Genomic DNA, 24,618 nt, shown 5'->3' with positions numbered 1-24,618 from the left:
CGGACCTGCTAAGGGTCGGCTAACTTGACGGAGGACGGATCGGATCACAGGGGAGCCCTAGGTCGCGTGATGCACCATACGGAAAAAGAACTCGTGCGTGAATGCGGCATTCATCCCCACTCATTCCGCTTTCAGTCCCGTTCCATGGCTTGCTTGAGTACCGGGTCCAACACTTACCGTAGTGGAAAGAGAGCCCGATGGACCTTTTGCCGGAGGTCGCAGTGACTGTCTTCCCCGCCCGCCCAGCCGCCCTTCCCGCTCCGCACCGCAACTATCCCCCCGCTCTGGAACCCCGTCGCGACGCGCCACCCGCCGCGCTCGAGCCGGTCCGGCCGAGCCCCGTCGAGTGGGCCCGCCGCCGCCGCGCCGAACGCGACGCCCGCCGCCTCGAGGCCGCCGGCGCCCGCGCGCTGACCCGCCTCGACCGCCTGGGCCCCACGTGGCACATCGTCGACTGGCCTCGTACGGACTCGCAGGCGTACGAGTACGACCCGAGCGACAACCGGGCCGGCTTCCTCGCGATCGGCCCCGGCGGCGTGTACGCCGTCACCGTCGCCGACCACGGCCGCGCCCGCGTCCTGATCGCCGGTGACGTGGTGCAGATCAACGGCAAGCGCCCGGCGTACGTGGCCGAGGCCCGCCGCGACGCCAAGCGCGCCGGCCGGGCGATGAGCTCCGCCGTGGGCATCACCGTGCCGGTCACGCCCGTACTGGCCTTCGTGGGCTCCGGTGTGATCAGCGTGCACGGGCTGCCCAAGGACTGTCTGGTCGCCACGCACAAGGAGCTCGACCGGCTGCTCATCGCCGGGGGCGCCCGCATCTCGCCGGCCACCGCCGGCAAACTCTCGGCCGTGGCACAGCACCCCGCCACCTGGGCCAACGCGCCGTACCGGCCGGCCGGCGACTACCGCTGGTACCCGGGCAGCCAAACGGCCGCTGACAAGCGGGCAACCCGCCGGTAACGTTCCCTGCAGTGCACCGCTCGCCGTCGAGGCTTGACGCGAGCGACGCCGGCCGGACACTCGAGGTGTGAGACCGTGGAGTCTCGGCTCCTCGTCGGTCCGGCCGGAGTCGGGTCCGCCGGACGGCACGAAGATCAGGGAGGTGCGGGTGGCGCACGTCGAGCTCTCACTCTCGGGAGCGTTCGTGCCACAGGCGCGTACGCCGGTCGAATCGGAGTTCGTCTCGAACATCGACCGGTGGGCCGCGACGGTCTGGCAGGCCGTCGAGCCGTGCCTGGTGATCGACGTGAGTCACACCATCGTCGCCGTCTCGCCGTCCGCCAGCGACCTGCTGGGCCTGGCCAAGGGCGCGGAGGTGGTCGGCCAGCCGCTGCTCGGCGGCGACGGCGCCCTGCACCTCATCGACTTCACGGCCGGCGGCGGCAGCCTCACCGACCAGGAGATCGAGAAGATCCCGCCGCTGCTGGCGCTCACGTCGGAGCGGCTCGCCCGGGGCCTGATGCGCATCCAGCCGCCCAAGGGCAAACGGCACGTCACGGTCGACGCGATCGCGACGCCGCTCGCCGAGAACGGCCACGTGGTCGCCTCGCTCACGTTCTTCTCCGCCATCCGCTACTGATCCGCGGTCGATCATGTGGTGATCGACGCACCGGTCACCCATTGGGGTGACGGGGGTTCGGACCGTAGTCTGCCCTCATGCTCGATCTCGACCTGCTCCCGGAGGAGTACGCGGTGTGCCGGCTGCCGGCCGGTTCCCCCCTGCCCGCCTCCCTCGGCAACGGGCCGGACGACAAGAGCGTCATCTCGGTGACCTGGGCACCGGACGAGATGTCGATCATCTGCCCGAGCGACCGGGTGCCGCAGGATGCCACAGTGGAGGCCGCCTGGCGCTGTCTGCGCGTGGTCGGCCCGCTCGACCTCGCGCTGACCGGGGTCCTCGCCTCGCTGGTGACGCCGCTGGCCGACGCCAGGGTCAACATCATCGCTTTCTCGACGTACGACACGGATTACCTGCTCGTGCCGCGGGTGCGCTTGAGCGAGGCGATCGACACGCTGACCGCTGCGGGCCACCGCGTCACGGTCTGACAGCTCCTTCCCGGCGCCCCGCGCGACAGCCTGCCGGCCGCTTTTCGTGGCCGCTGCGTTGACGGCTCGGCGGTCGGCGCACTGCGACCGGATCGAGACCTTTGTCCGGGCCGTTCACGACCTACCATGAGCGCGTGCTGCGGGATGTTCGACGTCTGGCCGCCCGAGGGCTGCTGCCTGTCGTGGGTGCGCTGATGGCGCTCGCCGCGTGCGGGGAGCCGCCCGCGCCGCCGTCCACGTCCCCGCCCGAGCCCACCGGCAGTTCGGGCGCCGGGGCTTCGGCATCGGCGTACGCGCCGGGTGTGGTGCCGGTCGTGCCGACGACCCTGCCCACGGGCGGTGTCCTCCCCCCGGGAGGCGTGTTGCCCACCGGTGGGGTGCCACCGCCGTACACGCCGTACACGCCGCCGGCGACCACCGTGCCCACGCCGGCGACCACGACGCCCCGGACGCCCGGACCGCCGCCGGCCCCGAAGTGCACCGCCGGCCCGAGCGCCGCGCAGGTCGTCGCCGTCGTGAAGGGCACCCCCGGCATCCCGAACCGCGAGCTGAAGGTCATCGACGGGCCTTTTTGCTCGGGCACGTGGCAAATTGCGACCATCGAGATCGTGGCGCGGCACGCCGAGCAGAAGTACGAACCACTGTTCGTGGTGACCACCGGAGCGCCGTCCGCCCTCCAGCTGATCGAGGCGGGCACCGACGTGTGCAGCCAGCAGGTGCAGAACGACGCCCCCACCGGCATCCGCGTGCGCGCGTGCGGCGCGTGAGGGGCGGTTCGCAATAGGGTGGTGGGCATGCCCGGCACGCCACCGACCCGATTCGTCTACCTCGGTCCCGAGGGGACCTTCACCGAGCAGGCGCTGCGGACGATCCCCGCCGCCGAGCGGGGGATCCGTACGCCGGCCCGCAGCGTCCCCGAGGCGCTGGAGGCGGTGCGCTCCGGCGAGGCGGACGCCGCCCTCGTGCCGCTGGAGAATTCCGTCGGCGGGGCGGTGCCGGTCACGCTGGACGAGCTGGGGACGGGCAGCCCGCTGGTCATCACGCGCGAGGTGGTGCTGCCGGTCGAGTTCGTGCTCGGATCGGCCTCGCTGACGTCGCTGGCGGCCATCCGTACGGTCGCCGCGCACCCGCAGGCCTCCGCGCAGTGCCGCAACTGGCTGCGCGCCAACCTGCCCGACGCCGTCGTGGTCGACATGCTGTCCAATGCGGCTTCCGCAGCGGCCGCCGCTGCGGGGGAGTACGACGCCGCCATCTGCGCGCCGATCGGGATTCCGCGCAACAACCTCACCGTGCTGGCCGAGAAGATCGCCGACCACGCCGACGCGGTCACCCGCTTCGCGCTGCTGTCACGTCCGGCCCCGCCCGCGCCGCCCACCGGGGACGACGTGACGTCGCTGGCCGTGATGATCGCCCACGACCGGGTCGGCGCCCTGCTGTCGGTCCTGACCGAGCTGGCGGTCCGCGGCATCAACCTGTCCCGCATCGAGTCGCGGCCGACCGGCGAGCAGCTCGGCGTGTACGTCTTCTTCCTCGACTGCACCGGCCACGTCGCGGAGCCGCGCCTGGGGGAAGCGCTGCAGGGGCTGCGCCGGATCTGCGCGGAGGTGCGCTTCCTGGGGTCGTACCCGCGCCACCGCTGGTCGAGGCAGGCGCAGGACGAGCCGCTGCCGACGCAGCCGGGGCTGACCAACAAGGACTTCGCCGACAGCGCGGCGTGGCTGGCCCGGCTGCGGTCCGGCGAGCCCTCGTAGGCCACGCACGCAGGCCTCGTAGGCCACGCACGCAGGCCTCGTAGGCCACGCACGCAGGCCTCGTAGGCCACGCACGCAGGCCTCGTAGGCCACTCACGCAGGCCTCGTAGGCCACGCACGCAGGCCTCGTAGGCCACGCACGCAGGCCTCGTAGGCCACTCACGCAGAATGAAGGGCCAGGGCCAGCGAATGCTGGGCCCCGGCCCGGCCTCGACGGGAGTTGCGGTCCGCACCACCCACCGAGCTACGACATGAAGCTCTTGATCTTGATTTTGATCTAGTTGCCCAGCAGGTTGCCGAGGATGCCGCCCTGCTGCTGCTGGCCCTGCGCGGCGCCGGCGAGACCGCCCGGCGGCTCCTCCGACGGCTGCACGACCACGAAGCCCTGGCCGGCGAAGCTCATCGTGAAACGCTCGCCGGTGGTGCGGCCCAGCAGCGTGCCGAGGCCGAGCTGCTCGGCGCGGTGGTAGCCGGTCTGCAGGCTCGCCGACCAGCAGATCGCCGCCTGCGGGTCCACGTAGGTGGGCTGGTCGACGGAGAGCACCACGGGCGTGCCCTTCGTCGTCACCGCGATCCGGCCGTGGCCGGTGAAAACGCAGTTGAACAGGCCGGCGTTGGACAGCATGCCGGCGCCCTGCACCATCTTGATGTCGTAGGTCAGCGACGAGTCGAAGGCGAGCACGTTGGCGCCGTTGATCGACAGGGCGTCACCGGGCTCGAGGTCGATGAGGTGGATGTCGGCGGCGCGCTCCGCGAGGAAGACGTCGCCGCGACCGCTCACCTTCATCAGCGGTACGCCCTCGCCGGTGAGCTTCTGCTTGAGGAACTTGCCGAGGCCGCCCGAGCCGAGCGCCTCGAACTGCACCTGTCCCTGGTACGCGACCATCGAGCCGACGCGGGCCATGAACTCGCCGTTCAGCTCCGCCTTGAGCAGTTTCGAATTCTGCAGCCGGAGGCCGGGCTGGGCCGACTCCTTCTCGAGGTTGTCCGCCGAGAACAGTTCGCTGCGCATGAAGGTCCTCCTGTAAGCGTGGAGTATCAGGGTAGGACCGGACGGCAACGCCGAGGGCTCGGACGTTCAGCCCCATCCCAGCTCGTGCAGCCGGTGGTCGTCGATGCCGAAGTGGTGCGCGATCTCGTGCACCACCGTGATGGCGACCTCGTCGATGACGTCCGTCTCGGTCTCGCAGACGTTCAACGTGGGCAGCCGGTAGATCGTGATGGTGTCGGGCAGCACGCCGGCGTAGTCCCAGCCGCGGCGGGTGAGGTCGATGCCCTGATAGAGCCCGAGCAGGTCCATGCTGCCGTCGGGTGGCAGGTCCTCGACCAGGATCACCACGTTGCTCATCGTCTTGAGCAGCTCGGGAGGCACCTCGTCGAGGGCCTCGCCGACCAGTTCCTCGAAGCGTTCACGGCTCATCTCGACCGGCACGCCGCCCATTGTGCTCCACCGGCGGCTGCGGCCGCCGCCGTGCGCTCCGCCCGCTTCGGCAGCGGGCGGAGCGGGCGGGTCGTCAGGCGAGGGTGGCGTTGAGGGTGATCTCGGCACCGGGGGAGAGCAGCCGCGAGATCGGGCAGTTCTCCTTCGCGCCCTCGGCGAGCTTCTGGAAGGTGTCGGCGTCGACGTTCGGGACGTTGCCGACGGTCTCCAGGTCGATGCGGGTGACGCCGAAGCCGGCGTCGGTCTTGTCGAGGTGCACCTTGGCCGTGGTCTCGACGGAGGTGGGCGTGAAACCGGCGTCCGCAAGAGCCTTCGAGAACGCCATCGAGAAGCAGCCGGCGTGCGCGGCGGCGATCAGCTCCTCCGGGTTCGTCCCCTCGCCCTCCTCGAAGCGGGACTTGAAGGAGTAGTTCCCCTCGTACCCGCCCTTTCCGGTCTTGACGGTTCCGGAGCCCTCGGTGAGGTTGCCCGACCAGCGGGCGGAAGCAGTGCGAATAGGCATACCGACGACGCTAGTCCATGTCCCGCACCGGTGGTCGGCGGACGGCCCGCGGGACATGATGGGTGTCATGTCCCAGAGCCAGGAAGCCGTGGTCGAATTCGGCCCCGCCGACGGCGACGAGCCACCGCGCCGCAGCCGGGCCGGCGTGAGCAGCTTCCTCAGCGGCATCACCCGGGACCGCCGGCTCGTGCCGATCGCTGCGGCGCTCGGTGCGCTCGCGCTCTTCGCCTCGCTCGTCTCGGAGTGGCAGACCACCGCCCTCGACGCGACGATCCTGCGTCAGGCCGACGCCGGGGACCGCCCGTTCACGACCACCATCGCGGACCTCGGCGGCTGGGGCGGCGGATACCTCGCCGGCCTGTTCCTGCTGATCGCCGCGACCGTGCTCACGCTGTTCGGCCCCGCGCCGGGACGGGCGTACGCGCGGCTCACCGCGCTCAGCGCCGGAGGCCTCCTGCTGGCCATGGTGGCGACGCTGTGGTCGTACCTGGGGGAGACGAGCCGGATCGTCGGGCAGATCGACGCGACGACGCTCGACGACGACCAGATGCAGGTGGCGGTAGGCCGGGGCGTCTGGTGCGCGGGAGCCGGGGTCGCGCTGGTCATGCTGTCGGCGTGGCTGGCGGGGCGACGGGCCGTGGCGCCACCGGCCGGGGAGCAGGCCGCGGACGTCGCGGCGGGTGAGGAGCCCGCGGAGCCCGTGTGGTCGTGGCGGCGCCCGCCGGCCGAGGACGAGACCCCGGAGGCGCCGTTCGACCTGACCGTCGCGCCGGTGAAGCCGTGGACCGCGTCGGACGACAGCCGCGACAAGGCGGACCCCGGCATATCCGGGTGAAGATCGGACAGGCCCGCCGGTAGGCTCATCAATCGTGATTGACCTGCGTCTGCTCCGCGAGGACCCCGAGCTGTTCCGTGCCAGCCAGCGGCTGCGCGGCGAGCCCGCCGACAAGGTGGACGAGCTGCTGCGCGCCGACGAGGAGCGCCGATCGGCCACCCAGCGCTTCGAGGCCGTACGGGCGGAGCAGAAGTCCCTCGGCAAGCAGGTCGCGAAGGCCTCGGGCGACGAGCGGGCGGCGCTGCTGGCCCGCACCAAGGAGCTCGCCGCCGAGGTCAAGACCGCCGAGGCCGCGGCGAGCACGGCCGACGAGGCGCTGCGCCGGGCCCACCTGGCCGTGCCCAACCTGGTGGAGGACGGGGTGCCGCCCGGTGGCGAGGACGACTTCGTCGTGCTCCGCGAGGTCGGCGAGCTCCCCACGATCGACAAGCCGCGGGACCACCTCGAGATCGGCGAGTTGCTCGGCGCGATCGACACCGAGCGCGGCGCCAAGGTCTCGGGGTCGCGGTTCTACTTCCTCACCGGCGTCGGCGCGCTGCTGCAGCTGGGCATGCTGCAGATGGCCATCGCCCAGGCCGTCGAGCACGGCTTCACCCCGTCGATCACGCCGTCGCTGGTCCGCCCCGACGCGATGGAGGGCACCGGGTTCCTCGGTGCGCACGCCAGCGAGGTGTATCGGCTGGAGGCCGACGACCTGTACCTCGTCGGCACGTCGGAGGTGGCGCTGGCGGCGTACCACTCGAACGAGATCCTCGACCTGGAGGCCGGCGCGGAACGGTTCGCCGGGTGGTCGTCGTGCTACCGCCGGGAGGCCGGTTCGCACGGCAAGGACGTCCGCGGCATCCTGCGCGTGCACCAGTTCGACAAGGTCGAGATGTTCTCCTTCTGCAAGCCCGACCAGGCGCAGGCCGAGCACCAGCGGCTGCTCGCCATGGAGGAGGAGATGCTCGCCAAGGTCGAGGTGCCGTACCGGGTGATCGACGTGGCGGCCGGGGATCTCGGCTCGAGCGCGGCCCGCAAGTACGACTGCGAGGCGTGGGTGCCGTCGCAGGGCCGCTACCGCGAGGTGACCTCGACGTCGAACTGCACCACGTTCCAGGCGCGGCGGCTCAACATCCGCTACCGGGACGCCGACGGCAAGGCCCAGACGGCGGCGACGCTGAACGGCACGCTCGCCACGACGCGCTGGCTGATCCCGATCCTGGAGAACCACCAGCAGCCGGACGGCTCGGTGCGCGTACCGAAGGCGCTCCAGCCGTACCTGGGCGGCCGCGACGTGTTGGAACCGATCCGCTAACTCGGAATACACCGGCCCGCTACCAGAAGTCATAGCCGCTGGTCGCCGGGCCGGTGTACCGTTTTCCTTCCGCCCTCCGCGGGGGTCCTGCGACCCACGGAGGTTCTCATGGCGAAGCCCGGTCTGCCGAAGCTCATCGCGACCGACCTCGACGGCACCCTGGTCCGCAGCGACGACACGGTGTCCGCCTACACCCATGAGGTGCTCGACCGGGTCCGCGCCGCCGGCATCCGCATCGTCGGCGCCACCGGCCGCGGACCGCGGCTGACCGAGCTCACCCGCAACGACATCCGGGCCGCCGACTTCCTCGTGCTGGCCCAGGGCGGCTGGGTGATCGACCAGAACGAGTCGCAGCTGCTGCGCAGCGCCCGGCTGCCCGGGCGGGATTTGGCCGTCGCGCTGGAGAACCTGGAGGCCGAGGTCGGCCCGCTCTCGGTCATGGTCGAGGCCCTGGAGCACGACGACGCCCCGCTCTGGGGCGACTACGACCCGACCTGGCGCTACCCGGTGACCCTCGAGCGGCGGGCGCGGGCCGAATGCCTCACCGGTGACGTCATCAAGGCGTTCGCCCGGTCCTTCGACCGCGACGTCGACGACCTGCTCGCGGCCGCCCGCCGGGTCGTGCCCGCGCACGTGGCATCGGTCACCCAGGCCGGCCTGAACTACGTCGAGATCTGCCCGCCCGAGGTCGACAAGGGCACCGGTCTCGCCGTGGTCGCGCAGGCCGTCGGTGTCGACCCCGCGGACGTGCTCGTCTTCGGCGACATGCCCAACGACCTGCCCATGTTCGCCTGGGCCGGCTGGGGACGGGTGGCTGTGCGCAACGCGCACCCCGAGCTGCTGGCGGTCGCCGACGAGGTCACGCTCACCAACGACGAGGACGGCGTGGCCGTGTTCCTCGACCGGCTACTGTCGAGGTGATGCATGCCCCATTCCGCCTCGTCGCCTCGGACATCGACGGCACCCTGATCCGCGGCGACGGATCGCTCAGCCCGCGTACCACGGAGATCCTGGACCGGCTCCAGGATCGCGGCGTACCCACCGTCCTGGTCACCGGCCGGCCGGTGCGCTGGCTGCGCCAGCTCTACGACCAGATGGCCGAGCCGCTGCCGGCCGTCTGCGCCAACGGCGCCGTGGTCTACGACCCCGACACCGACGAGATCCTGCGGGCGGCCCCGCTCACCACCGAGCTCCTGCTCGACGTCACCGAGCGGCTGCGCGAGGCCGTGCCCGACGTCACCCTCGCCGTCGAGGTCGATGACGGCAGAAGCTTCTGGTACGAGGAGAAGTGGCCGCTGCACTGGGACGGCGAGCACCACACCGTACGGGTCCTCAGCGCGCCGGAGGAGCTGACGAGCGTACCGGCGGTGAAGCTGCTGGCCCGGTCCGCGCGGCACGAACCGGACGAGTTCGCGGCGCTGGTCAGCCGTACGCTCGGCGACCTGGCGACCGCGACCCACTCGTCCTCGTCGGCGCTGGTGGAGATCTCGGCGGCCGGGGTGACCAAGGCGGCCGGGCTCGCCTGGCTCTGCGAGCGCGAGGGCATCGAGGCGGGCCAGGTCGTGGCGTTCGGGGACATGCCGAACGACCTTCCCCTGCTGGCGTGGGCCGGCCGTTCCGTGGCGATGGGCAACGCCCATCCCGCCGTCAAGGAGGTCGCCGACGAGGTGGCGCTCACCAACGACGAGGACGGGGTCGCCGTCTACCTGGAGAAACTCTTCCAGCTGTAGCGCAAAGCCGGCCGTCCCGGCCGGCTTTGCGCGGCGGCCGGGACCAGGCTTCGCGGCAGCGGTGGGATCAGAGGTACTGGCCGGTGCGGCCGCTGCCGTCGCCGCCGCCCTGGCCGGGCATTCCCGGGATGATCCCGTTGGGGCCCATCGGCAGCGCCGGGCGTCCCTGGCCACCGCGCATCTGCTCGAGCTGCAGACGCGCCGCCATCTGCTGCGCGACCAGCGCCGCCTGGATGCCGTGGAACAGCCCCTCCAGCCAGCCGACCAGCTGGGCCTGCGCGATGCGCAGCTCGGCCTCGCTCGGCGGCGTCTCGGACTCGAACGGCAGCGACAGCCGCTCCAGCTCCTCCTGCAGCTCCGGCGCGAGGCCGTCCTCCAGCTCCTTGATCGAACGCTGGTGGATCTCCCGCAGCCGCCCCCGGCTCGCTTCGTCCAGCGGCGCCGCCCGGACCTCCTCGAGCAGCTGCTTGATCATGCTGCCGATCCGCATGACCTTCGCGGGCTGCTCGATGAGGTTGCCGGGCTCCTCGGCCTTCATCGTGCCGTCGGCCTCCACCGTGCCCATGGGGCGGCCGTCCGGGCCCACGACGATGACGGAGCCGTCGTCCTGCTTGTCTGCGCTACGGGTCTCGTCGGTCATGCGAACCATCTTCCCTCGCATGGTCTACGACGCCTCCCCAGGCCCCCCGCGTCAGGGGCGGAGTTCGGCCACCGCGCACTTCACGCTGCCGCCGCCGCGCTTGAGTTCGCCCAGCTCGACGTGCACCGGGGTGTAGCCGGCCGCGCGTACCTTCTCGCCCATCGCGGTGGCCTCGGTGTTGAGCACCACATGGCGGCCGTCGCTGACCAGGTTGAGGCCGAAGGCCTCGGCGTCGGCGCGGTCGGCGATGACGGCGTCCGGGAAGAGCTGGGCCAGGACGCGCTGCGACGCCGGGGAGAAGGCCTCGGGGAAGTACGTGACGTTGCGGTCGTCGAGCGCCGCGAGCGCCGTGTCGAGGTGGTAGTACGCGGGGTCCACGAGCTGCAGCGAGATCACCGGACGGCCGAGCACCTCCTGCGCCTCGGTGTGGGCCACCGGCTCGGTGCGGAAGCCGTGGCCGGCGAGGATCAGGCCGCCGTACGCGCCGGGCAGGTACGCGAAGTCGCCCTCGCCCTCGTTGACGTGCTCCGGGTCGGTGAACTCCCACGAGCCGGAGACGTAGAAGTGGCGGTGAGCCGCGGCCTCGGCGGCCCGTTGCGGGTACGCGAACCGCGCGCCGTAGACCTTGCCGTCGACGGAGAACGCGCCGTTGGCGGCGTACACCATGTCGGGGAGGTCCGGGCGGGGCTCCAGGACGTGGACGGTGTGGCCGAGGTCCGTCAGGGTGTCCTTGAGCAGCTGCCACTGCTTGAGCGCGAGGGCCGGATCGACCGGGACTGTGGTGTCCATCCACGGGTTGATGGCGTACTCGACCGTGAAGTGCTCGGGCGGACACATGAGATATGTCCTGGTTCGCGGCAAGCGCTCCGTGTGGCTCATAGAGGTAAAGCGTAGGTACGCTGGCACGCAGGAAACAGCTCAATCCCTTGTCCGCGAGAGGCTAATCGTTGCGCATGGACGCGGTGGATCAGCGAATCATTGCGTTGCTCGTGGCCGACGCGCGCTCCTCGTACGCGGACATCGGCGCCAAGGTCTCCCTGTCCGCGCCGGCGGTGAAGCGCCGGGTCGACCGGCTCCGCGCCAGCGGGGTCATCAAGGGATTCACGACCGTCATCGAGCCGGCGGCGGTCGGCTGGACCACCGAGGCGTTCGTCGAGCTCTTCTGCACCGGGCGGACGACCCCGGCGCAGATCACCGTCGCGACGCGCCGGCACCCCGAGGTGGTCGGGGCCTACACGGTCTCCGGCGAGGCCGACGCCCTGGTGCACCTGCGCGCCGCGGACATCGGGCACCTCGAGCAGGCCCTCGAGAGGCTGCGGGCCGAGCCGTTCGTGACGTCGACCCGCAGCATGGTGGTGCTGTCCCGGCTGGTCGAGACGCCTACCCCGGTGCCTGCCCCGAGCTGAGCCCGCGACCGGGGAACCCGGCGTGGTCGCGTGGCGTCCCACCCCCATGTCGCGCCGTTCACTGCTCTGCATCACGCTCGCCGTCGCGATCCCGCTCGCCGGATGCACCTCCGGCCGGGGACCGGAACCGCTGCCGCCGCCGGCGCCTCCCGCATCAGGGGCGATGCGGCTCGTCGCCTTCGACTCGTGCGAACGGCTCGCGGCCGACCTCAAGCAGGCGGCCAAGGCGAGCGTCGGACCGTACGGATTCCCGGGTAGCGCCCCGGTCCCGGAGGCGGTGTCCGTCGGTGGAGCGCGCACGATGGCCGACAGCGCCGGCGCGGCGGCCGACAGCGGCGGCGCGGCAGCGCCGGCCCACTCCAGCACCAACAACCATGAGCAGGACGCGGACGAGCCGGACATCGTGAAGACCGACGGCCGGCGGATCGTCACGGTCCAGCACGGCACGCTACGGGTGATCGATGCGGCGACCCGGCGACTCACCGGGAAGTTGAACCTCGGCCTCCCGCTCGCCGGCGACCAGCTGGACCTGCTGCTCTCCGGGAACGTGGCATTGGTGCTGGCCTCCGGCGGCATGGGCCGGTACATCGCCGACAAGGGTGCACCGGCCCCGGTCGGACCGCAGGTGCTGTCGGTCGACCTGAGCGGACCGCCGCGCATCATCAGCCGCTACAAGGGCGAGGGAACGCTCGTCGACGCCCGCCTCACCGGCAGCACGGCACGCGTCGTCCTGAGGACCGCCCCGCGCATCACCTTCCCGCTGAGCTCGGGCGCTGCCGACGACGCCGACCGGGTCGCCGCCAACCGCAAGACCATCGACGGCGCGTCGGCCGATGCCTGGCTACCGACCTGGGAAGTCACCACCGACGGCACGACCAGCAAGGGCACGGTCGACTGCGGCCGGGTCAGCCGGCCCACCGACTACTCCGCCGCCTCGATGGTCAGCATCCTCACCTTCGACCTGACCCGTCCCGCGCTCGGCAGCGGCGACCCGGTCACGGTCGTGGCGGACGGCGACACCGTCTACGCCACCGGCGAAAGCCTGTACCTGGCCGCCGACCAACGCTGGCGCCTCGACTGGTTCAAGGGCCGCGCCGCCGCGCCGGTCCGGCAGGAGACCGACCTCTACCGCTTCACCACGGCAGGAAACCAACCCCCGACCTACGCCGCGGCCGGCCACGTCCCGGGCTTCCTGATCAATCAGTACGCGCTGAGCGAATGGAACGGACACCTGCGCGTCGCCACGACCGACGAGACCAAGGGGCAGTCCGCCGTACGCGTGCTCCGCCAGGACGGCGACAAGCTCGTGCAGACCGGCGAAGTCGACGGCCTCGGCAAGGGCGAACGCATCTACTCCGTACGCTTCATCGGCCCCCGCGGCTACGTGGTGACCTTCCGCCAGACCGACCCGCTCTACAGCGTCGACCTCAGCGACCCTTCGCACCCGCGCGTGACCGGAGAGCTGAAGATCACCGGCTACTCGGCGCACCTGCAGCCGGCCGGCGAGAACAGACTGATCGGGGTCGGGCAGGAAGCAGACGGCAACGGCCGCGTCCAGGGCACCCAGATCTCCCTCTTCGACGTCACCGATCCGGCCCACCCGGCCCGGCTCGCCCAGCACCAGATCCCCGCAGGCCAGTCCGAAGCCGAGTACGACCCGCACGCGCTGCTGTGGTGGCCCGCGACGAACCTGCTGGTGGTGCCGGTGACGGCATGGCCGACGTTCGATCGCGGGCTGCCGACGGGAGGGGCGGTGGCATTGCGGGTCACCGCGACCGGGATCGAGCAGATCGGGATGATCGACCAGGGAACCGTACGGCGGTCGCTGGTCGTGGGGGATGTGCTGTGGACGCTGTCGGACGACGGGATCCGGGCTTCGCGGCTGTCCACGATGGAACGGGTGGCCTGGCTGCCGAACGTTTAGCGTTCCGGGGTTCGGCCGGGAGGCGGGGCCCAGGCCTCGCCGGCTGTGTTCGTGGGCCTACAGGTACATGCCGGGGCGGTGGTCGCCGGGTTCCGGGGCCACCTTCGCCGGGGCGGGTTTGTCGCCCTCGCCGAAGAACCGTTTGCCGCCGAACTCGCCGTGCAGGCGGTCGTCCAGCTCGTCGGCAAGCCCGGTCATCACCTGCACGGCCAGCATCAAGTGGGTCGCCTGGAAGTTGCGGCCGAACACCGGGATGGATGCCCACACGGTGTCCTGGGCGCAGTACAGGCGGCCGATCGGCATGCGGTTGGTGAGCTCGGACAGCTTCACGTACAGCTGCTCGGTGGGCTCGACCTCGGTGAGGATCGGCGAGAAGACGTCCACCAGCGGCGGGTTGTCGCGCACCCGCACGAAGACCATCGCCGAACCCGCCCGGATGCCGATGTCGCCGTCGGTGTCGACCTGCAGCTGGTCCACCGTCGTCTTGGACATGGTCGCGACGACGGTGCGTACCCGCTCGTCCAGCGGCACCACCTCGTCGGCGGCGTTGGCGAGCGCCTCGGAGAGCACGCCGTCCTCGTCGAGGTCGTCGAGGCTGAGCTCCTCATCGATCGAGGGCTCGTGCCGGGCGGTGGCCAGCGGGGCGGTCTCGATCGGCTCGTCCTCCTCGTCGTGCACCAGGTACACGAGGAAGGCCGGATGTGGGGCGCCGTACACGTCACGCAGGGTGCGCGAGACGACGGTCGCGAGCTGCTTGGCGGCGCCGGCCGTCGTCCGCAGCCCGAACGAGTCACCCGAGCCCGGCAGCACACCGGGGGGCGACCAGCCGAGCGCGACCAGGCCGGCCACGGAAGAGCGATCCATCCGGTAGCCCTCGGGCAGACTGGCGTTGCCGACCGCCAGCGCCTCGATGACGCCGCCGGGCAGCACCCGGATGCTCACCGAATACACGGCGGTGCCGGTCCCCGAAGCGGTCGGGTCGAGGGTGAGATCGACGTGCGCACCGGGCTCCAGGGTGGGCAGCAAGGCAGCCAGCGCCGCGGCGAACTCCCGCCACGCCTCGGTCACCTTGGCCCGCAGGTCGGCCGTGGTCGGCTCATCGAGCAGCACGCCTTCAGGCTGCTCGGCCATGTTCTCCGCCGTCATGATCGTCACCTCCGCCCCGCCACCCTATCGAGCGAACCGCAAGCCCACCGGCCGCGTCTCATTCCGACGGTCGCCCGGACTGCCGATGCTCACTCCGGGTGGTCGTCCTGGACTGCCGATGCTCATTCCGGGTGGTCGCCCGGACTGCCGATGCTCACTCCGGGTGGTCGGCCGGCCAGGCGAGCGCCAGTTCGCTGAGCCGGGCCGCGGCCACCGCCGGATCGGCGCCCCGCCCGACCGCGATGCCCATCAGGTACGCGGTGACCGGAGCGCCGGGCCGCACGACGTTGTGCGCGACGTCCCGGGCGACGTCGAGGACTGCCTTCTGGTCCAGGTCGGCGGGGGCTAGTCCCAGCTCCGCGGACGCAAGTTTGATCCACTCTTCGAGCACGTTCATCGCGCCCACTCCTCCGCGGTCCGCAGGTCGTCGTCGGTGTCGCAGTCGAACCAGGGCGGCGGCCCGGGCCGGCGCCACGACACCTCGATGAAGCGCAGATGCTCCAGCAGGGCGTGCATCGACGCGCCGTGCAGACTGCCACGCTCCTCGGCGAGCTTGCCGACCGCCTCGCGCAGGGCGGCCGTACGCCACACCCCGCAGAGCGTCTGCCGCCGGCCCTCCGCGTCCCGGTAGAGAGCGCCCTGCATCGGCGCGGCCTCCACCGTGAGCCGCAGCACGTCGATCGCCTCACCGGTCAGCAGGGGCAGATCGGCGGCGAGCAGAGCCGTGAAGCTGACGTCCTCGGGAACCAGGGCGAGCCCGGCCGCGGTGGCGGCCACGGGTCCGCCACCACGCGGCTCCTCGCTGGTGGAGGCCACCTCGACGGGCAGGTCCGGGGGTACGCGACCGACGACCACCTGAGGCTCGGCGTCGTGCACCGCGGCGAGCACCCGGGTCAGCATCGACTGCCCCGCGACCGGGATGGCAGCCTTGTCCGCCCCACCCATCCGACGCGCTGCACCGCCTGCCAGCACCACCGCCGCGAATCCCCCCACGTACGTACCGTATCCCGCCGGGCCGTCGAGCGTGACTGCGCGGAGCCCGACACTGCGCGGGCCTGGGACTTCACCGGGGTTTCGCGCCGGCCGCCCGTGTCCGGCGTTGCCGGGCAGGTCCGGCCTCGCCGGGCAGGTGTCCGGCCTCGCCGGGCAGGTGTCCGGCCTCGCCGGGCAGGTGTCCGGCCTCGCCGGGCAGGTGTCCGGCCTCGCCGGGCAGGTCCGGCCTCGCCGGGCGCGTGGGCGCGGTCGTCAGGCAGGTCGGCGGCGGGCAGGTGTCCGGCGTCGCCAGGCAGGTGGGCGCGGTCCGCAGGCAGGTGAGCGGCGGAGGGCAGGTGAGCGGCGGCGCTTTGCGGCGCACGGTGGAATGAGGCGCACGGGCCTACGCTCGACGGATGGCACGCACGATGAACCGGCGACCGGTCATGAAGATCGACCTGGACGGGACGGGCGTGCCTCGGCGGCGGCCCGATGACCTCGCGGCCGAGGAGCCGCTCGAGATCCGGCTGCGTAAGGAGCCGCTCGCGGTCACGATGCGTACGCCGGGGCAGGACATCGACTTGGCGATGGGCTTCCTGCTGACCGAGGGCATCATCCGGGCCGCGGACGACGTGGTGACGGCCCAGCTGTGCGCCGGCACGGACACACCGAACACGTACAACGTGGTGGATGTCGTGCTGGGCTCTCATGTGCCGCCGCCGGACACCGACCCGAGCCGCAACTTCTACACCACGAGCTCGTGCGGGGTCTGCGGGAAGGCCAGCATCGATGCCGTGCGTACCCGTTCGCGGTTCGACGTGACCACCGACCAGGCGACGGTCGCTGCCGCGACGCTGGCGGCCTTGCCGGACAAGCTGCGGGCGGCGCAGCGGACCTTCGACCGTACGGGCGGACTGCACGCGGCCGCGCTTTTCACCACGACCGGCGATCTCGTGGTTCTCCGGGAGGACGTCGGACGGCACAACGCGGTCGACAAGGTGATCGGATGGGCGCTGCGTGAGGGGCGGCTGCCGCTTGCCGGGCACATCTTGATGGTGTCCGGGCGAGCCAGTTTCGAGCTCACCCAGAAGGCGTGGATGGCGGGGATTCCGCTGCTCGCCGCGGTGTCCGCCCCCAGCACGCTCGCCGCGGAGCTGGCCGAGGGGGCGGGCATGACGCTCGTCGGCTTTCTGCGCGGATCGTCGATGAACGTCTACACGGGAACGCAGCGAGTGACCGTCTGAGTTCGTTCCCTCTTCGACGGGCATTAATCCGCGGCACCCGGCCCGGACATTCACGGTCATGAGGCTTTCCAGCGTCCGTACCCCCGGAATCGCTGGGAGCCTCACATGGCACTGTCGCGACGTACCCTCCTGCTCAGCGGCGCGGCGGTCGGCGCGGCCACCGCCGCCACGACCTGGCCGCTGGCCGCCTCCGCGGCCCCGTACCGCGGCCCTCTGCGCAGTGATCCGTTCACCCTCGGCGTCGCGTCCGGCGACCCGGACGCCGACGGCTTCGTGCTCTGGACCCGGCTGGCCCCCACCCCGCTGGCGGAGGACGGACTCGGCGGGATGCCGTCGCGGGACCTGCCGGTGCATTGGGAAGTGGCGACGGACGTCCGCTTCCGCAAGATCGTGCGACGTGGCGTCGCCGCGGCGCGCGCCTCGGCTGCGCACACCGTTCACGTGGAGCTGAACGGTCTGCTGCCGGCCCGGGAGTACTTCTACCGATTCAAGGCCGAGAAGTACGTGTCGCCGGTCGGGCGGACGCGTACGGCCCCGGCTCGCTGGGCGTTCCCCACGGCGCTCGCCATGTCGTTCGTCTCGTGCTCGCAGTACGAGCACGGCTACTTCACCGCGTACCGGCGGCTCGCCGAGGACGAGCCGGATCTGGTGCTGCACCTCGGCGACTACCAGTACGAGTACGCGCCGCACACCTACAACTCGCCGACCGGCAACCCGCGTGATCACGCCGGCCCGGAAACCGTGACGCTGGCCAACTACCGCCAGCGCCACGCGCAGCACAAGACCGATCCCGACCTGCAGGCGGCGCACGCCGTGGCCCCGTGGGCGGTGGTGTTCGACGACCACGAGGTCGAGAACAACTGGGCCGACGAGGTGCCGGAGCAGCCGGACCCCACCTTCCTCGCCCGCCGCGCCGCCGCCTTCCAGGCGTACTACGAGAACATGCCGTTGCGCCGTACGTCGGTTCCCCGCGGGATCGACATGCAGCTGTACCGCCGCCTGCATTGGGGACGCCTCGCCACCTTCCACATGCTCGACACCCGGCAGTTCCGCGACGATCAGGGCTGCGGCGACGGGTACAAGGACTGCCCGGCCGCCACCGACCCGGCCCGGTCGATCACCGGCCCGCAGCAGGAGGCGTGGCTGATCGACGGCTTCCGCCGCTCGTCGGCCCGGTGGGACGTGCTCGGCCAGCAGGTCTTCTTCGGCCAGCGCGACAACAACTCCGGACCGGCCAAGGTCGTCAGCATGGACAGCTGGGACGGGTACGCCGCCTCGCGCGATCGCATCACCCGGGGCTGGGTGGACGCGGGCGTACGGAACCCGGTCGTGCTCACCGGTGACGTCCACGCGCACTGGGCCGACGAGCTGAAGCTGGACTGGTCGGACCCGACGTCCCGTACGGTCGGAACCGAGCTGGTGTGTTCCTCGATCACGTCGACGGGCGACGGCGCGGACGTGGTGCCCGGAGCCCACCCCTGGGCGGCCTGGAACCCCCACCTGCGCTTCTACAACAACCAGCGCGGGTACGTCCGCACGACGATCACGCCCGACTCGTTGACGGCCGACTTCCGGGTCGTGCCGTACGTGACCCGTCCCGGCGCGCCGGCTCACACCCGGGCGACCTTCGTCATCGAGGACCGGGTGCCCGGCCTGCACCAGACCGCCGACGACCCGACGCCCGGCGGCACGATGTCCGCCTTGCGCACGGGTGACCTCGACTCGGCGACCGTACGGCAGGAGACGGAGCGCCCCTGACAGCCGGATCCCTCTCTTCGCGTCAGACACGGCGGCGGGTGCGGTAGCGAGCTTTGCGGGCTGCCGATCCGTCGTCGGGTCTGCGCTTGAGACGCGTCTTCCGGTGCTCGACCCGTTTCTTGCGACGGCTCGGCTTCTCGCCGGGCGCAGGCCAGCGGGTCAGCGCGGACGGTGGGACGGCGGCGTGCAGGGTTGCGATCATCGTCTGCGCCATCGAGTAAGCGCCGTCGGCGTCCAGGGCGCGCTCCACGGCGATGGTCGCCAAGGCGCCCATGCCCGCACGCCACGCGATGAAGGCGAGCAGGGACGCCGGCGCGGGCACCCGCAGCGGGTCGACCCGGCGGACCACGTCCGACCAGAGCGAGATCTCCCAGTCCGCCGTACCGCTGCGGATCCACGCATAGTCGCGGACCTGAACGGATGTCATGAGGTGGCCCAGCCAGGCGATCTCGTCGTCGGTGAGGCGTTCACCGGCTCGGGCGGTGCGCTCGGCGTGGCGGATCGCTGCCCGGCCCGCGCGTACGAGCTCGAGGTCGCGCTTCGCCGTGGGTGAGCTGCTCGGTTCCCGCTTCGCCGCGGCAGGACCGCTCAGTTCACGGAAACGGGACAGCGCTCGTCGGTCCGCCTCGTCCATCGCTTGACGTTCGTCGCCCGTCGCGGCGGCCAGCCGGTCCTCGAGGACCCTCCGGCTGGCCAGTGCGACCGCCCCCGCGAAGGTCGCCTCCACCGCGAGCACGCTGTCCGGCGGGTCGCACGGCTTGCCCTCTTCCGGGCAGCAGGCCGGTTCGGTGCACAGGTAGGACCAGTAGCGACCGTCGGCCACCCGGAACTCGTCGAGGATCTTCACCCCCGCGCCGGCCAGCGTCCGGGACAGGTGCTGGACGGACGGCGTCACGCGGTCGCGGTCCCCGTACCCGATGATCGTGACTCCCTCGGGCTCCTGCTCGGCCACGACGGTGGCCAGGTGCAGCACCGGCGCACGTGCCTCGGTGTCGGGCACGCCGGCCTCGGGCAGGTCGATGCGGGCCGCGAAGGCCAGGCGGCTGCCCTTGACCACGGCCACGACCAGGCTGTCCGAGGGGTGGAAACCGATCAGGTACGGGACCGCGGTGATCAACTCGGCCGGCGTGCGGACCTTCAATGTCGTCATGCCGGGCAGCGTGGCGCAAACCCGCCGGGCGCCGCGTGCCGAAGCCGCCGCCTTGTGGATAACTCCAAGATCCAGACAAGCGGCCAGCCCTGTTGTGGATAACCCGCGAACCCTCCGCCGGACCTGGCAGGCTGCCCGGGCAGAAGCAGCGGCCCGCCGGGCCCCCGGGAGTCAGGAGCGGAATTGAAGTTCGTGCAGCTCCAGGCTGTCCTGCTGCCATTCGTGCGAGTGGCGGTCCAGGTCCATCGTGAGCTCGATCGACGACACCACGTCGTAGCCGGCGGCGTGCAGGCTGCGGATCGCGTCCACGTTCCTCGAAGCGGGCGAAATGGTGAGCGACTGCATGCTGCGCTTCTTCGCTTCCTGCGCGACGTGGCGCAGCAGCTTGCGGCCCACACCCTTGTGCCGGTGCGAGGCCGTGACGACCACAGGCTCCACCTCGCCGGCACGCCCGCGGATGATCAGCCCGACAAGCCCGATCACGCCGTCGTCCGCATGGTCGGCGACCCAGAGTCCGCCGAGGTCCAGCCGGGTGAGGTATTCCTCGAAGCCGGCGCCGCCGTCGTCGGAGGCGTCGCCGTACATCCGGTTGTGCTGAGCCGTCAGCTCGGCCCACAGGCGGCGGCCGGCACTGTGGTCGCTCGGCCGGTACGAACGCACAGCGACAGGTGTCATGCCGACATTTTGACTCCGATTCGAGGGCTCCGTAACCCGAAGTGGAAGATAAGGCGGTGGATCTGCCGTACTTGCGCGCGCACCCGCAGCACCTCCCGACATTTCTCACGCACCAGCGGATTCGTGAGACCCCTGTCGGAGGGGGTCACGTATGCGCCGCATCGTGCCTGACCTTGGACGACGGCTTCTCGCTGTTCGCCAAGACGTGGCCGTCCGGCCGGCCGCCGGAGCAGTTCTTCGCCGCCGAGGCAGCCGGATTGGCCTGGCTGCGGGAAGCGGGCACGGTGCCCATTCCCGAAGTGTTCGTCGCGCTGGACGAGATGCTCGCCCTGGAATGGGTGGAACCCGGGACGGCCACCCCTGCTGCGGCGGAACGCTTCGGGCGGGACCTCGCCGCGATGCACCGCGCGGGGGCCGACAGCTTCGGTGCCTCCTGGCCCGGATTCATCGGTCCGTTGATCCAGGACAACACCACCTCGGCGGGGCCCTGGGGGACCTGGTTCGGCGAGCGCCGGCTGCGACCGTACCTCCGGATGTCAGCGGATCGGGGTGCGCTCTCGCCGGCCGACGTCGCGGCGGTCGACCGCATCATCGAGCGCATCGACGCGTACGGCGGGGACGAGCAGCCGGCGCGACTCCATGGCGACCTGTGGCCGGGGAACGTGCTCTGGGCGGCGGACGGGCGTGCCTGGCTCGTCGACCCGGCGGCGCACGGCGGACACCGGGAGACCGACCTGGCTCAGTTGGCGCTCTTCGGTGGGGCCCCACACCTGGCGACGATCTTGTCGGCGTACGAGGAGGTGTGGCCGTTGAGCGAAGGATGGCGAGATCGTGTCGCGCTGCATCAGCTGCACCTGGTGCTCGTGCACACGGCGGCGTTCGGGGAGGCGTACCGAGGCGCGGTGCGTTCGGCGGTCGACTCGGTGCTGGGCGGATAGTCCCTCAGCCGGCCCGCGGTGCGTTCGGCGGTGAACTCGGTGCCGGGGGGCGGTGCGTTCGGCGGCGAACTCGATGCTGGGCGGATAGGTCCTCAGCCGGCCGGCGCTCTCCACGGCGGCTTTGTCGATGCCGAGGCCGCATGACATGCGCCGCAGTACGGATCGGGCGGCGGCAATTGTCGTATCCAGGCGCTAGGTTCGAGCGGTGACCGAGCTTGCCGTACCTGCCGTTCCGCAGCGGGCGTCCGAGCACGGAGACATGCCGGAGCTTTCCCCGTCGGTGCCGCAGCGGCCCGGGCGGGGTGGCATGCTCGCCGACCGTTTCGGGCGGGTGGCGACCGACCTCCGCGTCTCGCTGACCGACCGCTGCAACCTGCGGTGCACCTACTGCATGCCCGAGGAAGGGCTCGCGTGGATGCCGAAGGAACAGCAGCTGACCGACGGTGAGGTCGGGCGGCTCCTGCGGATCGCCGTCGAGCAGCTGGGGGTCACCGAGGTCCGGTTCACGGGCGGCGAGCCGCTGATCCGGCGCGGCCTGCTGGGCATCGTCGCCGCCGCGGCCGAGTTGCATCCCCGGCCGAAGCTGTCCATCACGACGAACGGGATCGGGTTGGAGCGGCTGGCGCGGCCGTTGCGAGACGCCGGGCTCGACCGGGTCAACGTCTCGCTGGACACGTTGTCGCCCGAGCGCTTCGAGCAGCTCACGCACCGCGACCGACATGCCGACGTGCTGAAGGGCCTCGCGGGCGCCGCTCGGGCCGGGCTCACCCCAGTCAAGATCAACACCGTGCTGATGCGGGGCATCAACGACGACGAGGCTCCGGCACTGCTGCAGTTCGCACTGGACCACGGGTACGAGCTGCGGTTCATCGAGCAGATGCCGCTGGACGCCCAGCACCAGTGGGACCGGCAGGAGATGGTCACCGCTGCGGCGATCTTGGAGTCGCTGGAGCCGTACGGGCTGATGCCTGATCCGGTTTCACGTGGAACAGCGCCGGCCGAGACCTGGCTGGTGCCGGGTTACGAGGATGCGGCCGGGAAGCCCGCGCGGGTGGGCGTCATCGGCAGCGTGACCAGGCCGTTCTGCGGGGACTGCGACCGTACGCGGCTGACGGCCGACGGCCAGGTGCGCAACTGCCTGTTCGCGACCGGTGAGTCGGACCTGCGTGGCCTCCTCCGCGGCGACGCGTCCGACGAAGAGGTCGCCGACGCCTGGCGGGCGGCCATGTGGGGCAAGAAGGCCGGCCATGGGATCGACGATCCGTCCTTCCTCCAGCCGGTACGCCCGATGTCCGCGATCGGAGGCTGACCGGCATGCCCCAGGTTCGATACTTCGCGGGAGCCCGCGCCGCCGCCGGCGGTGTACGCGAGGAGCTCGCCGATGCCACGTCCCTCGACGAACTGGTGACAGAACTGACGACGCGGCACGGGGAACGACTCGCTGTCGTCCTCAAAGCCGCGAGTTTCCTCGTCGACGGGCTCGCCTGCCATGATCGGCAAGCGGCGCTGCCCGCCGGGGCGACCGTCGACGTCCTGCCCCCCTTCGCCGGAGGCTGAGCTTGTTCGGGTTAGTCGGGTTGGTCTTCGTCGTCATCGGCCTGATCCACCTGTACCTGTGGAAGCGCCTCGTACGGGACCCCTTCGGCAAGGGGCGCGCGTCGCGCATCGGCGCCGTCGCGGCGGTCGTGTTCGCGTTGCTGATCCCGGCCACCCTGATCGGTACGCGCGCCGGCTTCGCGAAGTGGCTGGCCTGGCCCGGCTACCTGTGGCTTGCGCTGATGTTCTACCTGCTCGTCGTGCTGGCGGTGCTGGAGATTCCACGCCTGATCGCGAACCTGTGGCTGGGGGCCCGGGAGAAGCGGACCGGCGGTGAGCGGCCGAACTCGGATGAGACTGCCGACCACGGCGACCCGCGGCACGCCGCAACGGCGGCGACATCATCTGCGCCGGCGAAGGCCTCGCCGGGAACGCCAGCCGCGGGAACGCCAGCCGCGGGAACGCCAGCCGCGGGAACGCCAGCCGCGGGAACGACGACCGCAGGAACGACGACCGTGGGAACGCCAGCTGCAGGAACGACGACCGCGGGAACGCCAGCCGCAGGAACGACGACCGCGGGAACGCCAGCCGCAAGGACGACGACCGCGGGGACGACGACGGCCGCGGCGGAGGCGACTGCGCCGGCGCCTGCGGGGACCCCACCCATGGGACCTGACGGGCGGCCCGGCGTCGACCGGCGGCTGGTGCTCGCCCGCGGCGCCGCGATCTTCGCCGGGCTCACGGCCGCCGGCGTCACCGGCTACGGCGTCAAGACGGCGACCGGCGGACCTCGCCTGGACCGCGTTCAGATCCCGATCGCGAAGCTGCCCCGGGGCATGGATGGCACGCGGCTGGCCGTCGTGTCCGACATTCACCTCGGGCCGCTGACCGGCGTACGGCACACCGAGCGGATCGTCGACCTCATCAACTCCGTCGACGCCGACGTGGTGTGCGTGGTCGGCGACCTCGTGGACGGCAGCGTGGCCGAGCTCGGGCGGGTCGCCGCCCCGCTCGCCGGGATCCGGTCGCGGCGGGGGGCGTACTTCGTCACCGGGAACCACGAGTACTACTCGGGCTACAAGCAGTGGGTGGACGAGGTCGCGCGCTTGGGGGTTCGGCCGTTGCGCAATGAGCGGCTGGAGCTGGACGGGCTGGACCTGGCCGGCGTGAACGACCTGGGTGGGACCGAGTTCGGTGACGGGCCCGACTACGAGCGGGCGCTCGGCAACCGGGAGCCCGATCGCCCCGTCGTGCTGATGGCCCATCAGCCCGTCGTCGCGCGGGACGTCTCGCGGTACGGGGTGGACCTGCAGGTGTCGGGGCACACCCACGGCGGGCAGATGGTCCCGTTCAACCTTCTCGTCAAGCTCGAACAGCCGGTCGTGAGCGGCTACGGCAAGGTCGACGGGGTCCCGGTCTACGTGACGAACGGCGCGGGGTTCTGGGGGCCGCCGGTCCGGGTCGGCGCGCCGCCCCAGGTCACGCTGATCGAGCTCCGCGCGCCCTGACGAAGCGGCCGCGGGTACCTCTTGGAAGTGAATCCTGGGCTGTTCCGCCGAGCCACGATCATCACCTCCGCCCGATTCAATCGTGGATCGGTTATGTCACTTCGCGCGTGGCGGCTT

28 protein-coding genes are annotated in these 24,618 nt (G+C 71.4%); 17 read left to right on the top strand and 11 right to left on the bottom strand.

What is annotated here, in order from left to right:
* Positions 1-197 precede the first annotated feature (197 nt).
* The 5 genes from AB0K03_RS18815 to pheA all read left to right on the top strand — a co-directional run bounded on the left by AB0K03_RS18815 (position 198) and on the right by pheA (position 3,799).
* The gene (locus AB0K03_RS18815) at positions 198-962 is read left to right on the top strand and encodes a hypothetical protein (protein ID WP_364686318.1); all 765 of its coding nucleotides are present in this window, start codon (positions 198-200) and stop codon (positions 960-962) included.
* A 148-nt stretch (positions 963-1,110) separates the two neighbouring features.
* Positions 1,111-1,581, top strand: coding sequence for a hypothetical protein (locus tag AB0K03_RS18810; protein ID WP_364686764.1), 471 nt, complete (start codon positions 1,111-1,113; stop codon positions 1,579-1,581).
* A 77-nt stretch (positions 1,582-1,658) separates the two neighbouring features.
* On the top strand, positions 1,659-2,048 hold the full coding sequence (locus AB0K03_RS18805) for an ACT domain-containing protein (protein ID WP_364686315.1): 390 nt from the start codon (positions 1,659-1,661) through the stop codon (positions 2,046-2,048).
* Positions 2,049-2,182: 134 nt separating this feature from the next.
* Positions 2,183-2,815 carry a hypothetical protein gene (locus AB0K03_RS18800; protein WP_364686312.1) on the top strand — a complete coding sequence of 211 codons (633 nt, stop codon included), beginning with the start codon at positions 2,183-2,185 and terminating at the stop codon, positions 2,813-2,815.
* Between the two features lie 27 nt (positions 2,816-2,842).
* Positions 2,843-3,799, top strand: coding sequence for a prephenate dehydratase (gene pheA, locus AB0K03_RS18795; RefSeq protein WP_364686309.1), 957 nt, complete (start codon positions 2,843-2,845; stop codon positions 3,797-3,799).
* 277 nt (positions 3,800-4,076) lie between these two features.
* On the opposite strand, the gene AB0K03_RS18790 is transcribed toward pheA, so the two are convergent.
* The 3 genes from AB0K03_RS18790 to AB0K03_RS18780 all read right to left on the bottom strand — a co-directional run bounded on the left by AB0K03_RS18790 (position 4,077) and on the right by AB0K03_RS18780 (position 5,742).
* A complete protein-coding gene (locus AB0K03_RS18790) occupies positions 4,077-4,811 on the bottom strand; it encodes an AIM24 family protein (RefSeq protein ID WP_364686306.1) in 735 nt (244 codons plus the stop codon).
* 66 nt (positions 4,812-4,877) lie between these two features.
* Positions 4,878-5,240 carry a metallopeptidase family protein gene (locus tag AB0K03_RS18785; protein WP_364686303.1) on the bottom strand — a complete coding sequence of 121 codons (363 nt, stop codon included), beginning with the start codon at positions 5,238-5,240 and terminating at the stop codon, positions 4,878-4,880.
* Between the two features lie 73 nt (positions 5,241-5,313).
* Entirely contained in the window at positions 5,314-5,742 is a 429-nt protein-coding gene (locus tag AB0K03_RS18780) for an OsmC family protein (RefSeq protein ID WP_364686300.1), read from the bottom strand.
* 67 nt (positions 5,743-5,809) lie between these two features.
* Here AB0K03_RS18780 and AB0K03_RS18775 point away from each other — a divergent pair, with 67 nt between their 5' ends.
* The 4 genes from AB0K03_RS18775 (at position 5,810) to AB0K03_RS18760 (ending at position 9,604) form a co-directional block, all read left to right on the top strand.
* Positions 5,810-6,577: a hypothetical protein gene (locus AB0K03_RS18775; RefSeq protein ID WP_364686297.1), complete on the top strand. Its 768-nt coding sequence runs from the start codon at positions 5,810-5,812 to the stop codon at positions 6,575-6,577.
* 34 nt (positions 6,578-6,611) lie between these two features.
* Positions 6,612-7,874: a serine--tRNA ligase gene (gene serS, locus AB0K03_RS18770; protein WP_364686294.1), complete on the top strand. Its 1,263-nt coding sequence runs from the start codon at positions 6,612-6,614 to the stop codon at positions 7,872-7,874.
* A gap of 108 nt (positions 7,875-7,982) precedes the next feature.
* Positions 7,983-8,795, top strand: coding sequence for a Cof-type HAD-IIB family hydrolase (locus AB0K03_RS18765; protein WP_364686291.1), 813 nt, complete (start codon positions 7,983-7,985; stop codon positions 8,793-8,795).
* Positions 8,795-9,604, top strand: coding sequence for an HAD family hydrolase (locus AB0K03_RS18760; RefSeq protein WP_364686288.1), 810 nt, complete (start codon positions 8,795-8,797; stop codon positions 9,602-9,604). Before AB0K03_RS18765 ends, AB0K03_RS18760 begins: the two co-directional genes overlap by 1 nt.
* Positions 9,605-9,671: 67 nt before the next feature.
* Here AB0K03_RS18760 and AB0K03_RS18755 read toward each other — a convergent pair whose 3' ends face one another.
* On the bottom strand, positions 9,672-10,244 hold the full coding sequence (locus AB0K03_RS18755; RefSeq protein WP_364686285.1) for a bacterial proteasome activator family protein: 573 nt from the start codon (positions 10,242-10,244) through the stop codon (positions 9,672-9,674).
* Between the two features lie 51 nt (positions 10,245-10,295).
* The gene (gene ddaH, locus AB0K03_RS18750; RefSeq protein WP_364686282.1) at positions 10,296-11,123 is read right to left on the bottom strand and encodes a dimethylargininase; all 828 of its coding nucleotides are present in this window, start codon (positions 11,121-11,123) and stop codon (positions 10,296-10,298) included.
* 68 nt (positions 11,124-11,191) lie between these two features.
* On the opposite strand from ddaH, the gene AB0K03_RS18745 reads away from it, so the two are divergent.
* Both AB0K03_RS18745 and AB0K03_RS18740 read left to right on the top strand, forming a co-directional pair.
* Positions 11,192-11,650, top strand: a complete 459-nt coding sequence (locus AB0K03_RS18745) for an Lrp/AsnC family transcriptional regulator (RefSeq protein WP_364686279.1) — start codon at positions 11,192-11,194, stop codon at positions 11,648-11,650.
* Positions 11,651-11,672: 22 nt separating this feature from the next.
* Entirely contained in the window at positions 11,673-13,574 is a 1,902-nt protein-coding gene (locus AB0K03_RS18740) for a beta-propeller domain-containing protein (RefSeq protein WP_364686276.1), read from the top strand.
* Positions 13,575-13,631: 57 nt separating this feature from the next.
* Here AB0K03_RS18740 and AB0K03_RS18735 read toward each other — a convergent pair whose 3' ends face one another.
* The 4 genes from AB0K03_RS18735 to AB0K03_RS18720 all read right to left on the bottom strand — a co-directional run bounded on the left by AB0K03_RS18735 (position 13,632) and on the right by AB0K03_RS18720 (position 16,074).
* Positions 13,632-14,720 (bottom strand): T3SS (YopN, CesT) and YbjN peptide-binding chaperone 1, encoded by a 1,089-nt coding sequence (locus tag AB0K03_RS18735; RefSeq protein WP_364686271.1) that lies wholly within the window; start codon positions 14,718-14,720, stop codon positions 13,632-13,634.
* A 154-nt stretch (positions 14,721-14,874) separates the two neighbouring features.
* Positions 14,875-15,117 carry a DUF6457 domain-containing protein gene (locus tag AB0K03_RS18730; RefSeq protein ID WP_364686268.1) on the bottom strand — a complete coding sequence of 81 codons (243 nt, stop codon included), beginning with the start codon at positions 15,115-15,117 and terminating at the stop codon, positions 14,875-14,877.
* Positions 15,114-15,713, bottom strand: a complete 600-nt coding sequence (locus tag AB0K03_RS18725) for an NTP transferase domain-containing protein (protein ID WP_364686265.1) — start codon at positions 15,711-15,713, stop codon at positions 15,114-15,116. Before AB0K03_RS18725 ends, AB0K03_RS18730 begins: the two co-directional genes overlap by 4 nt.
* A 70-nt stretch (positions 15,714-15,783) precedes the next feature.
* Positions 15,784-16,074 (bottom strand): hypothetical protein, encoded by a 291-nt coding sequence (locus AB0K03_RS18720; protein ID WP_364686262.1) that lies wholly within the window; start codon positions 16,072-16,074, stop codon positions 15,784-15,786.
* 34 nt (positions 16,075-16,108) lie between these two features.
* On the opposite strand from AB0K03_RS18720, the gene fdhD reads away from it, so the two are divergent.
* Both fdhD and AB0K03_RS18710 read left to right on the top strand, forming a co-directional pair.
* On the top strand, positions 16,109-16,936 hold the full coding sequence (fdhD, locus tag AB0K03_RS18715) for a formate dehydrogenase accessory sulfurtransferase FdhD (protein ID WP_364686259.1): 828 nt from the start codon (positions 16,109-16,111) through the stop codon (positions 16,934-16,936).
* Positions 16,937-17,041: 105 nt separating this feature from the next.
* Positions 17,042-18,694: an alkaline phosphatase D family protein gene (locus AB0K03_RS18710; protein WP_364686256.1), complete on the top strand. Its 1,653-nt coding sequence runs from the start codon at positions 17,042-17,044 to the stop codon at positions 18,692-18,694.
* A 22-nt stretch (positions 18,695-18,716) separates the two neighbouring features.
* Here AB0K03_RS18710 and AB0K03_RS18705 read toward each other — a convergent pair whose 3' ends face one another.
* Together AB0K03_RS18705 and AB0K03_RS18700 are read right to left on the bottom strand one after the other, a co-directional pair.
* Positions 18,717-19,844 carry a DUF4192 domain-containing protein gene (locus AB0K03_RS18705; RefSeq protein ID WP_364686253.1) on the bottom strand — a complete coding sequence of 376 codons (1,128 nt, stop codon included), beginning with the start codon at positions 19,842-19,844 and terminating at the stop codon, positions 18,717-18,719.
* A gap of 171 nt (positions 19,845-20,015) precedes the next feature.
* Positions 20,016-20,519 carry a GNAT family N-acetyltransferase gene (locus AB0K03_RS18700; RefSeq protein WP_364686250.1) on the bottom strand — a complete coding sequence of 168 codons (504 nt, stop codon included), beginning with the start codon at positions 20,517-20,519 and terminating at the stop codon, positions 20,016-20,018.
* Between the two features lie 56 nt (positions 20,520-20,575).
* Between AB0K03_RS18700 and AB0K03_RS18695 the strand changes: the two genes are divergently transcribed.
* The 4 genes from AB0K03_RS18695 (at position 20,576) to AB0K03_RS18680 (ending at position 24,501) form a co-directional block, all read left to right on the top strand.
* A complete protein-coding gene (locus AB0K03_RS18695; RefSeq protein WP_364686248.1) occupies positions 20,576-21,457 on the top strand; it encodes a fructosamine kinase family protein in 882 nt (293 codons plus the stop codon).
* Between the two features lie 259 nt (positions 21,458-21,716).
* Positions 21,717-22,766: a GTP 3',8-cyclase MoaA gene (gene moaA, locus AB0K03_RS18690; protein ID WP_364686761.1), complete on the top strand. Its 1,050-nt coding sequence runs from the start codon at positions 21,717-21,719 to the stop codon at positions 22,764-22,766.
* Positions 22,767-22,771: 5 nt separating this feature from the next.
* On the top strand, positions 22,772-23,014 hold the full coding sequence (locus tag AB0K03_RS18685; protein WP_364686245.1) for a MoaD/ThiS family protein: 243 nt from the start codon (positions 22,772-22,774) through the stop codon (positions 23,012-23,014).
* Between the two features lie 20 nt (positions 23,015-23,034).
* Entirely contained in the window at positions 23,035-24,501 is a 1,467-nt protein-coding gene (locus tag AB0K03_RS18680; protein ID WP_364686242.1) for a metallophosphoesterase, read from the top strand.
* The last annotated feature ends 117 nt before the right edge of the window (positions 24,502-24,618 follow it).

The organism is Actinoplanes sp. NPDC049316 (assembly GCF_040677315.1).
Classification (GTDB): domain Bacteria; phylum Actinomycetota; class Actinomycetes; order Mycobacteriales; family Micromonosporaceae; genus Actinoplanes.
Note: the sequence above shows the minus strand (reverse complement) of the source record. Positions and strands in the feature narration are given on the sequence as shown.

Bases quoted from the DNA above. Each gene is read 5' to 3' on its own strand.
- AB0K03_RS18760 (WP_364686288.1), top strand. From the start codon at position 8,795: ATGCATGCCCCATTCCGCCTCGTCGCCTCGGACATCGACGGCACCCTG.
- fdhD (WP_364686259.1), top strand. From the start codon at position 16,109: ATGGCACGCACGATGAACCGGCGACCGGTCATGAAGATCGACCTGGAC.
- AB0K03_RS18805 (WP_364686315.1), top strand. From the start codon at position 1,659: ATGCTCGATCTCGACCTGCTCCCGGAGGAGTACGCGGTGTGCCGGCTG.
- pheA (WP_364686309.1), top strand. From the start codon at position 2,843: ATGCCCGGCACGCCACCGACCCGATTCGTCTACCTCGGTCCCGAGGGG.
- AB0K03_RS18710 (WP_364686256.1), top strand. From the start codon at position 17,042: ATGGCACTGTCGCGACGTACCCTCCTGCTCAGCGGCGCGGCGGTCGGC.
- AB0K03_RS18700 (WP_364686250.1), bottom strand. From the start codon at position 20,519: ATGACACCTGTCGCTGTGCGTTCGTACCGGCCGAGCGACCACAGTGCC.
- ddaH (WP_364686282.1), bottom strand. From the start codon at position 11,123: ATGAGCCACACGGAGCGCTTGCCGCGAACCAGGACATATCTCATGTGT.
- AB0K03_RS18755 (WP_364686285.1), bottom strand. From the start codon at position 10,244: ATGACCGACGAGACCCGTAGCGCAGACAAGCAGGACGACGGCTCCGTC.
- moaA (WP_364686761.1), top strand. From the start codon at position 21,717: ATGCCGGAGCTTTCCCCGTCGGTGCCGCAGCGGCCCGGGCGGGGTGGC.
- AB0K03_RS18785 (WP_364686303.1), bottom strand. From the start codon at position 5,240: ATGGGCGGCGTGCCGGTCGAGATGAGCCGTGAACGCTTCGAGGAACTG.
- AB0K03_RS18735 (WP_364686271.1), bottom strand. From the start codon at position 14,720: ATGACGGCGGAGAACATGGCCGAGCAGCCTGAAGGCGTGCTGCTCGAT.
- AB0K03_RS18765 (WP_364686291.1), top strand. From the start codon at position 7,983: ATGGCGAAGCCCGGTCTGCCGAAGCTCATCGCGACCGACCTCGACGGC.
- AB0K03_RS18780 (WP_364686300.1), bottom strand. From the start codon at position 5,742: ATGCCTATTCGCACTGCTTCCGCCCGCTGGTCGGGCAACCTCACCGAG.
- AB0K03_RS18685 (WP_364686245.1), top strand. From the start codon at position 22,772: ATGCCCCAGGTTCGATACTTCGCGGGAGCCCGCGCCGCCGCCGGCGGT.
- AB0K03_RS18730 (WP_364686268.1), bottom strand. From the start codon at position 15,117: ATGAACGTGCTCGAAGAGTGGATCAAACTTGCGTCCGCGGAGCTGGGA.
- AB0K03_RS18790 (WP_364686306.1), bottom strand. From the start codon at position 4,811: ATGCGCAGCGAACTGTTCTCGGCGGACAACCTCGAGAAGGAGTCGGCC.
- AB0K03_RS18815 (WP_364686318.1), top strand. From the start codon at position 198: ATGGACCTTTTGCCGGAGGTCGCAGTGACTGTCTTCCCCGCCCGCCCA.
- AB0K03_RS18705 (WP_364686253.1), bottom strand. From the start codon at position 19,844: ATGACGACATTGAAGGTCCGCACGCCGGCCGAGTTGATCACCGCGGTC.
- AB0K03_RS18775 (WP_364686297.1), top strand. From the start codon at position 5,810: ATGTCCCAGAGCCAGGAAGCCGTGGTCGAATTCGGCCCCGCCGACGGC.